At 65.3% G+C, this 12,371-nt stretch carries 11 protein-coding genes; 4 read left to right on the forward strand and 7 right to left on the reverse strand.

The window, feature by feature from the left end:
* The 4 genes from IB268_RS03825 to IB268_RS03840 are packed head-to-tail and all read left to right on the forward strand — an operon-like array spanning position 1 to position 3,485.
* On the forward strand, positions 1-384 hold the full coding sequence (locus IB268_RS03825) for a Zn-ribbon domain-containing OB-fold protein (RefSeq protein WP_192353831.1): 384 nt from the start codon (positions 1-3) through the stop codon (positions 382-384).
* Complete coding sequence (locus IB268_RS03830) at positions 381-1,532, forward strand: thiolase (RefSeq protein WP_054452158.1); 1,152 nt, start codon at positions 381-383, stop codon at positions 1,530-1,532. The genes IB268_RS03825 and IB268_RS03830 overlap by 4 nt, the downstream gene beginning before the upstream one ends.
* Positions 1,533-1,539: 7 nt before the next feature.
* The gene (locus tag IB268_RS03835) at positions 1,540-2,409 is read left to right on the forward strand and encodes a MaoC/PaaZ C-terminal domain-containing protein (RefSeq protein ID WP_192353832.1); all 870 of its coding nucleotides are present in this window, start codon (positions 1,540-1,542) and stop codon (positions 2,407-2,409) included.
* Positions 2,406-3,485: an NAD-dependent epimerase/dehydratase family protein gene (locus IB268_RS03840; protein WP_192353833.1), complete on the forward strand. Its 1,080-nt coding sequence runs from the start codon at positions 2,406-2,408 to the stop codon at positions 3,483-3,485. The genes IB268_RS03835 and IB268_RS03840 overlap by 4 nt, the downstream gene beginning before the upstream one ends.
* Before the next feature lie 21 nt (positions 3,486-3,506).
* Here IB268_RS03840 and IB268_RS03845 read toward each other — a convergent pair whose 3' ends face one another.
* The 7 genes from IB268_RS03845 to IB268_RS03875 all read right to left on the reverse strand — a co-directional run bounded on the left by IB268_RS03845 (position 3,507) and on the right by IB268_RS03875 (position 12,365).
* A complete protein-coding gene (locus IB268_RS03845; RefSeq protein WP_192353834.1) occupies positions 3,507-4,481 on the reverse strand; it encodes a tripartite tricarboxylate transporter substrate binding protein in 975 nt (324 codons plus the stop codon).
* A 53-nt stretch (positions 4,482-4,534) separates the two neighbouring features.
* A complete protein-coding gene (locus tag IB268_RS03850; protein WP_125471767.1) occupies positions 4,535-5,551 on the reverse strand; it encodes a cyclase family protein in 1,017 nt (338 codons plus the stop codon).
* Between the two features lie 421 nt (positions 5,552-5,972).
* Entirely contained in the window at positions 5,973-7,304 is a 1,332-nt protein-coding gene (locus IB268_RS03855) for a M20 family metallopeptidase (protein WP_370540004.1), read from the reverse strand.
* A gap of 54 nt (positions 7,305-7,358) precedes the next feature.
* Complete coding sequence (locus IB268_RS03860; RefSeq protein WP_192353835.1) at positions 7,359-8,561, reverse strand: amino acid aminotransferase; 1,203 nt, start codon at positions 8,559-8,561, stop codon at positions 7,359-7,361.
* 44 nt (positions 8,562-8,605) lie between these two features.
* Entirely contained in the window at positions 8,606-9,517 is a 912-nt protein-coding gene (locus IB268_RS03865) for a fumarylacetoacetate hydrolase family protein (RefSeq protein ID WP_192353836.1), read from the reverse strand.
* Between the two features lie 47 nt (positions 9,518-9,564).
* Positions 9,565-10,548 carry a tripartite tricarboxylate transporter substrate binding protein gene (locus IB268_RS03870; RefSeq protein ID WP_175159828.1) on the reverse strand — a complete coding sequence of 328 codons (984 nt, stop codon included), beginning with the start codon at positions 10,546-10,548 and terminating at the stop codon, positions 9,565-9,567.
* 176 nt (positions 10,549-10,724) lie between these two features.
* Positions 10,725-12,365 (reverse strand): hydantoinase B/oxoprolinase family protein, encoded by a 1,641-nt coding sequence (locus IB268_RS03875; RefSeq protein WP_054452149.1) that lies wholly within the window; start codon positions 12,363-12,365, stop codon positions 10,725-10,727.
* Positions 12,366-12,371 lie beyond the last annotated feature (6 nt).

Raw genomic sequence — 12,371 nt, forward strand, 5'->3', positions numbered from 1 at the left:
ATGGCTGGCGATGCGCGTTTTGACGGGCCCGGACCCGACGTCCGCCATCAGGCGGGTTTGCGGGAGGGCCGTATCCTGTTGCAGCACTGCGACGACTGCGCCAGCGTGCGCTTTCCTCCGGCGCTGGTCTGCCGGGCCTGCGGTAGCCCACGGCTGACCTGGCGCGAGTCGCCGGGCGCGGGCGTGGTCTATTCAACCACGACGGTGCGCGACCGCGCCGGAGACTACAACGTCTCGCTGGTCGAAGTGGAAGGCGGGGCGCGGATGATGACCCGCGTCGAGGGCGTGGACGCGCCTGCCATCGGTTTAAAAGTGCGCGCGCGCATCGTCGCGGGCGATGACGGGGCCTACGTCGTATTCGACGCCCCGGGAGAACGCTCATGAGCGCCCGCTTGCGAGGCCGTTGCGCCATTGCCGGCATAGGCAATACGCGGCGCTGGAATGCGCCCGGCCGTTCTCCCTTCGATCAGCTGCAGGAGGCGGCGATCCTTGCGCTGGAAGATTGCGGCCTGGGGATGAAGGATGTAGATGGTCTGTACTGCGCCATGTCCACATCCGGCCTGCCGGTGCTGAACGTGGCGGAACGGCTGGGCATACAGCCGCGCCAGGCCGATGGCACGATGGTCGGCGGTGCGTCGTTCCTGTTCCATCTGCAATCGGCGATGGCTGCGCTGGAAACCGGGCTTTGCGATGTCGCGCTGATCTGCTACGGGTCGAACCAGTTGACCGCAGGCGGCAAGCTGGCATCCATGCCTGACCCGCAGCCCTACGAGACGCCGTTCGCGCCGCGTTATCCGATCTCGAGCTATGCGTTGGCCGCGGCGCGGCACATGCATCGGTATGGGACCACGCGCGAGCAGCTGGCGGACGTGGCGGTGGCGGCGCGCCTGTGGGCGCAGCGCAATCCGGATGCCTATGTGCGCGGCGAGTTGACGCGCGCGGATGTGCTGGCCTCGCGCATGGTCAGCGACCCGCTCAGCAAGGCGGATTGCTGCCTGGTGACCGACGGCGGCGCCGCCGTGGTGCTGGTCAGCGCGGATCGCGCGCGCGACCTGCGCAGGCCGCCGGTCTATGTGCTGGGCACCGGCGTGGCGACGAGCCACAGGCAGATATCCTGCATGCCGGATCTGGCTACCACCTGCGCGGTCGAGTCAGGGCAACGCGCCTACGCCATGGCCGGGCTGTCGCCGCGCGACATCGGCCATCTCATGGTCTATGACGCGTTCACCATCAACACGATCCTGTTCCTGGAGGACCTGGGCTTCTGCGCCAAGGGGGAAGGGGGCGCCTTCGTCGCCAGCGGCGCCATCGCGCCTGGAGGCTCCCTGCCGGTCAATACCAACGGCGGCGGGCTGTCCTGCAACCATCCTGGCATGTACGGCCTGTACACCTTGCTGGAGTCGGTGCAGCAGTTGCGCGGCGAGGCGGGCGAGCGGCAGGTGCCCGACGTGCAGGTGTCGCTCGCCCATGCCAATGGCGGCGTGCTGTCCAGCCAGGCCACGGCCATACTCGGCACCGCCGACGTTTTGTGAGGTTCGCATGCCCATCGATCCGGCAACCCTGTTGGCTGCGCGCATCCCTGAGCGCATCCAGGAATACGACTGGCGCGACTGCGCGCTCTACGCCCTCGCGCTCGGCGCGGGCATGAATCCCGTCGACGAGGAGGAGCTGTCCTACGTCGATGAAACCCGGCTGAAGGTTCACCCGACCCTGGTCAACGTGTTGGCGGACCCGGGCTTCTGGCTGCGCGATCTGCCGCTGGGGCTGGATTGGCGCCGCACGGTGCATGGCGAACAGTCCATGCGCCTGCACCGGCCCCTTGCCCCCAAGGGGCGGGTAAGAGGCGTGACTCGCATCGTCGACCTGGCGGACAAGGGCGCCGGCAAGGGCGCCTTGCTGTACGTCGAGCGTGAACTGTTCGATGCCGCGGACGGCGCCTTGCTGGCCACCCTGCAGCAGACTGTGTTCTGCCGTGGCGATGGGGGTTTCGGCGGGCGGGAGTCGGCGCGGCCGGCGCCGCCGGCGATGCCGGCGCGCGAACCCGATGCGGCTGTCGATTGCCCTACTTCGCCGCAGGCCGCCCTGGTCTACCGTTTGTCGGCAGACCTGAACCCGCTGCATATCGATCCCGCGGCCGCGCGGCTGGCGGGCTTCAAGCGGCCGATCCTGCATGGCATGGCCAGTTTTGGCGTGGCCGGTCTGGGCCTGGCGCGCCTTTGCTGTCCGGGAGAGCCCGAGCGGGTGCGCGCCATGAGCGGGCGTTTTCGCGCGCCGGTCTATCCGGGCGAGAGGCTGCGGGTCGATGTCTGGCGGGAGCAGCCGGGACTGGCGCGCTTTCGCGCCGTGGTTGTGGAGCGCGGCGAGATCGCCATCGACAACGGCGCATTCGAGTTCGGAGAGTCGCAATGACAACAAAAAAGGTGCTGGTGGTGGGCGCGTTGGGCGTGGTGGGGCGGGCGGTGATGGAGCATCTGCATGGCCGGCCGGACGTGCTATGCGCAGGCTTGTCGCGACGGTCGGCCGACTTTGCCAGGGATGCGATATGGATTGCGGCCGACCTGCGCGATGCGCAGGCAACGCGGCAGGCCTTGGCCAAGCACGGCGATGTGACGCATCTGGTCTATGCCGCCTTGAACGAGCAGCCGGATTTGCTCAAGGGGTGGCGGGATCCGGAGAACGTCGCCATCAATACGCGGATGCTGGCCAATACGTTGGCGGCATTGGACGGCGCGCCGCTGGCGCATGTGACCCTGATGCAAGGCACCAAGGCCTACGGCGTGCATACGGGACGGGCCATGCGCATCCCCGCGCGCGAGCAGGACGCCGTGCGCGACCATGCCAATTTCTATTTCGACCAGCAAGACATGTTGGAACAACAGGCGCGGCGGCAAGGGTTCGGATGGACCATATTCCGCCCGCAGATCGTGCTTGGCGTTGCCCTGGGTAGCGCCATGAACCCGGTGGCAACGCTGGGCGCCTACGCCGCGCTGTTGCGGGAATCGGGTCAGCCGTTGGCCTATCCCGGACATCCGGAGCTGTTGACGGAATGCACGGATGCGCGTCTGATCGCTCGCGCGGTCGAGTGGGCCTGGGATGCGCCGCAAGCCTGGGGTGAGGTCTTCAATATCGCCAATGGCGATGTGATGGCCTGGCGCCATCTGTTTGAGCGCCTGGCCGAATTCTTCGGCATGCCTGCAGGGGAGTTGGTGCAGACCCGTATGCGGCAGGCCATGCCCGCCGAAGCCCAGGTCTGGCGCGAGATGGCGCGGCGGGAGGGCTTGTATGTGAACGAGCTGTCGGACCTGATCGGGCTGTCATGGCAGTACGCGGACGCGACCTGGTCGGCGCAACACCCCTTGCCGTTCCCGCCGCTGGTATCCACCATCAAGCTGCGCCAGGCCGGCTTCGGCGACTGCATCGACAGCGAGCTGTCGGTGCTGGAACATCTGCGCAGGATGCAGGCGCTCGGCTACTTGCCGCGCTGAGCCGGGCGCCCGCGATCCCGCCTATTGCACGGGCGGGATCTTCAACTTCTCGATCAGCGCGCCCCAGCGCTGACTCTCCCGCAACGTGATATCGCGCAGTTCCGCCGGACTGCTGCTGCGCGGTTCATTGCCGATCTGCTGCATGGTGCGCACGAACTGCGGCGAAGCCGTGATCTTGCGCAGTGCGGCGTTGAGCTTGTCGACCACTGGCGCCGGGGTTCCGGCCGGAGCGAACACGGCGTACCAGGTTTCGCCGACCACGTCCGGATAGCCCAGCTCGGCGAATGTGGGCACGTCGGGCAACAGCGGCTGACGCTGCGGACTCAGCACGGCCAGCGCGCGGTACTGCCCGGCGCGCACACTGGGAACGGCGCTGGTAAGCGCCTCCACGTTGGAGTCGACCACGCCGCCTATCATGTCCACGGTGGCGGGAGCCGCGCCCTTGTAATGCACCTGCGTCACGTCCACGCCCATGCCAGCTGCAGCCAGCTCGCCCAGCAAATGGACCATGCTGCCGAGACCGTTGGTGGCGTTGTTGACCTTGCTGGGATGAGCTTTGGCATAGGCGGCGTATTCGGCCACGTTTTTTGCGGGAAAGTCCTTCTTCACCACAAAGGCGAACGGCACGGTGGCGACAGCGGAAACCGGCGCGAAGTCGTCCAGCGTGTACGACATCTGGGTCATCAAATGAGGCGTGACGGTGAAGGTGCTGCCGGAGGAAAGTAGCAGGGTGTATCCGTCCTTGGGTGCGCGCGCCACGAAGGTGGCGCCTATCATGCTGGATGCGCCGGCCTTGTTGTTGACGACAAAGGTCCCTCCCAGCTCCTCGCCCAACTGCATGGCGAGTTGCCGGCCCACCACATCGCTGGTGCCGCCGGGGGGAAAGGGAATGACAAGCGTGACGGGCTTGTCTGGGTAGTTGGGTGAGGCGGCCTGCGCAAGTGGGGCGAGGCTGGCCAGGGCCAAGGCGGCCCAGGCCGGAATGCGATTCAGCATTGCGGTCTCCGGCAAAGAGGTGAGAGCCGCGGGCGTAGCGCCCGCGGCCGGCTTCAGACGGTGGCGACGGGAGTGACGGGCGAACCTACCGCGCCGGGCAGGCGCAGCGGCGGCGCCGTCAGCAGGAAGGTGCTGCGGCCATGCTCGCGCAGCCATTGCGCCAACTCTGCGAAGTACCAGAGTTCGCCGAGATGCAGCCCAAGCTTGAAGAGGCAATGCGCGTGCAGGGGCAGGCCGGGATAGTGCTCACCCTTGCCTGGCGTGGCCGGATAGGCTTCCACCGCGAAGTTGTCGGCGCAGATTGCCACGATGCCGGAGTCGGTGATCCATTGCAGCAGGCGTTCGTCGCGGCCGTCCAGCACGGCGCACGAGCGCGCCAGGACGTCGCCGTCCGGCTGCTTGTTCATTTCCAGGATCAGGTCGGCAAAGCCCGTATAGAGGCAGAGAAAATCGCCGGGCAGTACCGCGACGCCGTCCAGGGCTGCCATCAGCTCGTCATAGCCGATCAGCGCGCGTTCGCGCCCGTAGCGGCGTTCCAGGTCGACCAGCACGCCACGCCCCTGGACGCCGGCGGTGGCCATGCGTTCGATACCGATGGCCTTGGCGCCCAGGCCGCTCTTTGCGTCATCGGGCCCGATCACGTCCAGGCCGCCGCGATAGCCGTTGTAGTAGACCTTTTCGGGCAGCCCGTCGCCGTTCGCATCGAACATCTGTCCAACATGCCCCAGCCCGTCCCATTGAGTCGAGTACTGCAGGAACATGAGGACGGCGTCGTCCGAAACGACGTCGTTGAAGCAGGGGCAGACCTGCGACAGCCGATAGTTGTAGTTGTGGCCGTCGCCGCGCTTGTCGTAGGAGAACTGCGGTTCCCGGCGATGCTGGAACAAAGTGTTCCCGCCTGGGTAGTCCAGCGGCAGGCTGAGGCAGAACGCCCGGCCTTCCTGCACCTCGCGGAACGCGCGCAAGCGCGTTTGCGGGGTTAGCAGATTCATGCGTCCGATCTGATCGTCAGGGCCGAAGTCTCCCCAATTCGATCCTTCCGGGCGCTGCTTCCAACGTGGGGTATCCATATTCTTAGACATCCTTGCCATGGGTTGGTGAGCCTGCGTGCAGACCGTCCGCCGATTGTCTCCTTCAGCGGCGGGCTGCATTCTTTGGGCAAACATACCATTCGGTATGTTTTTATGTCAATCGCGTTTTCCCATATAAAAAATCCCGGTTTTTAATGCTGAGATTTTTTGTTTTTTATGAGCAATTAAAAATACCAATCGGTATCTTTATGGGGATTGGGAGCAAGGAAAGACCCTGCCGCGCCACGCTCGTGCGAGCACGAGCGTGCTAGGGGACGGTCGGAAGGCTGGGATGGAAGACATGGTCCGTTCGGGAACAGAACGAACAGGGCACGATCAGCTCCCCGTATCGGGGGCATTGGAAGGAACGCCCGGTGCGCGTAGCGGCGCCGGGCGGGATCGGGATGTGGGGGGGGGCGGCCTACTGCTTGTCCATGTACGTCAGCGCGGAAGCCACCAGCGCGCGTACACCCACGCGCAGCGCGCTTTCGTCGATGGCGAACTCCGGCGAATGGTTGGGCGCGCCGCTTTTGTCGCCCAATGGCGAGGCATTAATGAACCAGAAGACCGAGGGCACCTTGCCGCTGACGCCATATGCGCCGAAGTCCTCGCTGCCGGTGGATGGCGCGGGCATTTCAACTGTCTTGCCGGCGCCGGCCGCTTCCTGCCATGCAGGTATCAAGCTGCCGGTCAGGGATTTATCGTTGTCGACGACCTCGTAGCCGGTGTAGATGTTCACCTTGGAGCTCAGGCCGTAGGCCTGCGCAATATGCTCGGCGCGTGCGCGGATGGCCTCGTGGACGATGCGTTGGTTGTGCGACGAAAGCGAGCGTACCGTGCCCGCCAGTTCGGCGCTTTCGGGCAGGATGTTTGCGCGCCGTCCGCTCTGCAACATGCCGATGGACAGTACGGTGACGCCGTCGGATTGATCCACCTTGCTGCTGGTGATGCCCTGCAACGCCAATGTCAGTTCTGCCGCGGGTACGAGCGCGGGATTCGCGGTCCATGGGCGTCCGCCGTGTCCGCCCTTGCCGTGCAGTGAGATCTCGAAGCGGTCGCCGCTGGCCATGGTAGGGCCGGCGCGATAGGCGATGGTGCCGGAGGGGGCGCCGGCGCTGATGTGCTGGCCGAAGACCACGTCCACTTTGGGATTCTCCAGCACTCCCTGCGCGATCATGGCCCTGGCGCCGCTGGGCTCTTTGTCGGGTCCCCATTCTTCGGCGGGCTGGAATAGGAAGACTATCGTGCCGGGCAGTTCGTCCTGCATCGCCGACAAGGCCTTGGCCGCGCCCAGCAGCATTGCGACATGAGTGTCGTGGCCGCAGGCGTGGGAAACCGATACCTGCTCTCCGCGCCATACGGCCTTGGCCTGCGAGCGGAATGGCAGGTCATTGCGTTCCTCGACGGGCAGGGCGTCCATGTCGGCGCGCAACGCCACCACCGGTCCTGGCTTGCCGCCCTTGAGCACGGCCTTGACGCCTGTGCGCGCTATCCCGGTCTCGACGGTGATGCCGGGCATGGCGCGCAAGGCGTCGGCGATGTACTTCGCGGTTTCGGTCTCCTGGTACGACAGCTCAGGATGCTGGTGTATGTGGCGTCTCCATGCGATCACTTCAGACTCGGTCTGGTCCGCCCGTTGCAGGGCCTCCTGCAGCAGGCCGGCATCGGAGGCGGCCTTGGCCACCGGCAGTGTCAGTCCCAGGGCCAGCATCAATCCGGAACTCGCGGCCATAAGCCGGTTGGGTAGGGCCATTGCCTTGCTCCTGTCAGTGGGGCGCCTCGGACTTGCGGGCGCAGGGAGAAATGTTCAGCGCTGCGCGCAAGCGGCGATGGCGCGTGCGACATAATCGATGTTGCCGTCGGTCAGGCCGGCAACGCAGAGTCTGCCGGACTTCAGCAGATACACGGCATGTTCGCGGCGCAGCGATTCGACCTGTTGGGGGCTCAACCGCATGTAGGAGAACAGTCCTTGCTGTCGCTCGATATAGTCCCAGGCTTCGCGCGTGCCGGTCAATTGCGTCAGCGCGTTGGACAGGCGGGCGCGCAGGCTGACGAGCCGTGTCCGCATCTGCTCCAGTTCATCGGTCCAGACTTGCCGCAACGCGTCATCGCTCAGAATGGCGGCAACCAGGGCGGCGCCAAACGTGGGAGGCGTGGAGTAGTTTCCACGTATCAGCAGCTTGAGCTGGCCCAGCGCGCGGTCGGCGGCGGTTTCGTCGCGGCACACGATATTCAGGGCGCCGCAGCGTTCGCCGTACAGGGAGAAGTTCTTCGAGAAGGAACTGGCGACCAGGCATTCCACGCCCGCCCGCGCCATTGCCCGGATTGGTTCGGCGTCCGCATCCAGACCTAGTCCGAACCCCTGGTACGCCAGGTCAAAAAAGGGAATCAGGCCCTGGCGCGCAAACAGTTCGGTCAGTGCCTCCCACTGATCTGCAGACAGGTCCACGCCAGTTGGGTTGTGGCAGCTGGCGTGCAGCACGACGATGGACCCTGCCGGCAGAGCCTGCAACGCGTCATGCATCTGCGCAAAGCGCACGGTGGCAGTTTGGGCGTCGTAGTAGGGATACTCATGCACCGCGAAGCCCGCCTGGCGGAAGATCTGAGCATGGTTCTCCCATGTCGGATCGCTGACCCAGACCGTCGCTTTGGGGCAGATATGGCGCAGCAAGTCCGCGCCCAGCTTCAAGGCGCCGGTGCCGCCGACACTTTGGGTCGTCACCACGCGCTCAGGCTCGGGGCCATTGGCTCCGAAGATCAGCGATCTGGCTGCGTTGCGGTATGAGGCCGAGCCGGGGATGGGCAAGTAGGGATGCGGCTTTCCCGCCTGCACAAGCATGTCGCGGGCCTGGCGCACGGCGCGCATCACAGGGATGCTGCCGTCTTCGGCAAAGTAGGTGCCGATGCTGAGACTGACTTTGTGGGGCGCAGGGTCGTTCTGAAAGGCTTCAACCAGCGCGAAGATGGTGTCGCCGGCTGTAGCGGGCAGGGGAGAGAAAAGAGACTGCATGGAACTGCCTCATTGGAAAGGTGCGGCCGTGGCCGGCCAGGATGTCAGCGCGATGCCTGGATCTGTACCGCCAGCGTGCCGATGTCCTCGATCGTTGCGCTGATTTCGTCACCGATCTTGAGGAACGTGCCTTGTGGCGCGCCCACGCCGGCGGGCGTGCCCGTCAGTACTAGATCTCCGGGTTCCAGCGTCATGATGCGACTCAGGATTGCCAGCTGCTCACGGATGTCGAAGACCATGGCGCTGGTACGGGCGTTTTGCTTGATCTGGCCGTTGACGCTGAGCTTCAGACCCAGGTCCATGGGGTCGCGGATGAACGCCGCCGGTACCAGCCTGGGTCCGAGCGGGCAGCTGGTGTCATGCGCTTTGCCGGCCACCCAGTCCAGCTTGTAGAAGGTGTCGGGCGCCTTGTTGAGGTCGCGCGCCGACATGTCGACCGCGACGGTGTACGCCGCCACGTGGTCCAGCGCATTTTCCGGCAGCACATTCCTGGCCGTCTTTCCTATCACCAGCGCCAGTTCGATCTCCCAGTCCAGGCGCTGGCAGCCTATGGGCATGTGTACCGTGGCACCCTCGCCGACCACGGCCTGGCGGGGCGGCTTGAAGAAAAAGAACAGGCGCTGTGCGGACTTGTCCTCGGCGTTCGGGACGTTCATTTCCGCCAGGTGGTCATGGTAGTTGGCCCCGGCGCAAAGCACCTTGCCCGGATACTGCAGCGGAGCCATGTGGCGCACCGGTCCGGAGACCTCATGGCCGTCGAGCGCGGAGCGGCGGGCGGCTGCCTGCTCAAGCAGCGCCAGCGAGCGCGGCCAGTCTTCGAAGAGATCGCGGACGGAGGTATCCAGGGCGGGCTGGTCCAACACCTGGGCACAGGTGGCCAGCGGATAATTCCGCCCTTCGATTTCCAGGCAGGCAACGGGACGAGAGGCGATGTCGAGGGTGGTCAATGCGAACATGGGACTTGATCCAGTGAGATCAGAAAATGGGTGGCGGGCGGCGCAGCTCAATCGACCACGAAGCCGGACTGGGCCACGGTATCGCGCCACTGCTCGAGCTGCTGGCGCGCCAGCGCGTCGACCGCCTGCGGTGTGCCGCCGGCCGGTCGCATGCCCAGCTCGGAAAGACGCTTGGCGACGTCGGGAAGGGCGAGGATGTCGTTTACCGCCGAATTCAGCTTGCGGATGGCTGGCTCTGGGGTGCCGGCCGGTGCATACAGCCCAGCCCAGCCCGAGGTCTCGAGTTCGCCCAGCCCGAGTTCGCGCATGGTCGGCGTTTGCGGCAGCGCCGGTTCGCGTTGTGCGCTGAAGGTCGCCAGAACGCGCAGCTTGCCAGCCTGCGCCAGCGGGACCACTTCGCCCGCATCCATAACGATGGCATTGATGTGTCCGCCCAGGAGCGCGGTCACGGCGTCCTTGCCGCCCTTGAACGCGATGTGCTCCAGCGGCGTACCTAGGCGCCTGGCCAGTGAAACGCCCAGGAAATGCTGCAGGCTGCCGGTGCCGGATGTACCGTAGAACGCCTTGTCCGGATTCTGCCTGGCCCAGGTCTGGAACTCGTTGAACGAGGTGACGGGGCTATCGGCCGCGACGGCGAGCACGATGTCCCAGCTCACCAGCTGCGTCACCGGCTTAAGGTCGGCGAAGGGATCGTAATTGAGCTGTCGGAACAGGTGCGGGTAGAGGAAGATGGCCACGCCCGGCGCCACCAGCAAGCTGCTTCCGTCGGGCGCGGCGCCCTTGACCGCCTGAATGGCAATGCGCGTCTGCGCGCCGGGGCGGTTCTCCACCACCACGGGCCGCTCCAGATGATTGGGAAGCTTCTCCGCCACGATCCTGGCCACGGTATCGAACGATCCGCCGGCCGGTAAGCCGACGACCAGCTTTGCCGGCTGCTGCGCGTGGCCGGAGGCCGCCATGAACAGGCCGGCCAATGCCAGGTACTTGAGTCGGGTGAGAAGGGAGGCCCCGCCAGGAACGGCTGTCTTCATCTTGTCTCCACGGTCTTTTTATTTGAGTTGACCCTGGCGAGGATTGTAGGCGCGTGGTGAAAACCGTCTAATGAAGATTAGTCATCGGGTAAAAGCCAACAGGAATTACAGAAATAGGAACGGCGCCGCGGACCGAAGTCCGTGGGCGCCACGGCCGTCCCGTGCGGGACGGCGCGTCAGCCGGGGTAGTAGCCCTGCCGTATATCGTTCTCGCGAGCGAGTGTCGAGCGCCGCGCGGGATCGCCATAGCCGCCGCCGCCGGGCGTGTAGACCTCGATGACGTCGCCGGCCTGCATGACGATCCCCTGATCCTTGGATACATGGGCTGGCACATAGGCTGCGCCGTCGCGATAGACAGTGACGCGGGTACGGCCGCCTTCCTGCCCACCCGCCGCGCCGGGCGGACCGAATTTTCCGTGGTCCATGACCATGGAAGCGCGCGCCGAGCCTGCCCTGAGACGGATCCGGTAATGGATGCCCATGCCGCCGCGGAACTCGCCCAGTCCGCCGGATCCTTCGTGGATGGCGTAGCGCTCGAAGAGCACCGGATACAACTGTTCCTGGACCTCCACCGGCGCGGCCTTGGAGATGCCGATGGTGGAGCAGCCGTTGGTCAGTCCATCGCCTGCGGGATGGCCGCCGTAGCCGCCGCCCGAGATGACGTACATGACATAGGAGCGCCCATGCATGGGGTCATCGCCGCCGATGGCAAGATTGGCGGTGGTGCCGGCGGGCGCCGCGAACAGGCGCTGGGGGATTGCTTTCTGCAAGGCGTCGAATACGGCTTCGGCGATGCGCTGGCTGACCTCCGCGGCGCAGCCCGATACCGGCCGGGGATACTTCGCATAAAGGAAGGTGCCGTCGGGATCCTCGATGCGCAGCGGTTCGAACAGGCCCGCATTGATGGGCAGTTCGGGGAAAACATGCTTGATCGCCAGGTAGATGGATGAGCGCGTCGTGGCGATGACGCTGTTCATCGGGCCGGCGCAGGGCGGGCTGGATTCGCTGAGGTCGAAGTGCATGAGCTCGCCTTCCTTGCGGATGCGCACCGCCACCTTCAGCGGCTGGTCCTGCACGCCGTCGGAATCCAGGAAGGCTTGTCCAAGATACTCACCGTCAGGAATCGCGGCGATCACGGCGCGGGTCTGGACGGAGGCCTGGCGTTTGAGTTCTTCGATGGCGGTGTCGACGGTGTCCTGGCCGTAGCGGTCCAACAGCTGGGTCAGCCGTCGTTCGCCGATGGCCAGCGCGGCCGCCTGGGCCTTGATGTCGCCGATGCGTTGCTCGGAGATGCGGATGTTCGACATCAGGATGGACAGGATTTCCGGATCCAGCTCCCCCTTCTTGTAGAGCTTGACTGGAGGAAGACGCAGTCCTTCCTGCTCGATTTCGGTGGCGTGGGCAGAGAATCCGCCGGGCACCATGCCGCCCATATCGGGCCAGTGGCCGGTGTTGGCGAGCCAGGCGTACAGCTTGCCGCGATAGAAGTAGGGTTTGACGAAGCGCACGTCCATCAGGTGGGTACCGCCCAGGTAGGGATCGTTGACCATGAAGATATCGCCGGGGGCGATGTCCTTGGCCCGTTCGATCACGGCCTGGGTGGAGAACTGCATGGTGCCCACGAAGATGGGCAGGCCCAGCTCTCCCTGGGCGATGAGTTCGCCGCTGTCGCGGTGATAGATGCCGTTGGAGCGGTCCTGAGATTCCGAAATGATGGGCGAGAACGCCGCGCGGCAATGCGCCAGGTCCATTTCATTGCATACCTGATGCAGCCCGCTCTGGATGACGGTCAGCGTGACGGGGTCGATGTGGGTCATGGGAGT

Source organism: Achromobacter sp. ACM01 (assembly GCF_014851745.1).
Classification (GTDB): domain Bacteria; phylum Pseudomonadota; class Gammaproteobacteria; order Burkholderiales; family Burkholderiaceae_B; genus Achromobacter; species Achromobacter aegrifaciens.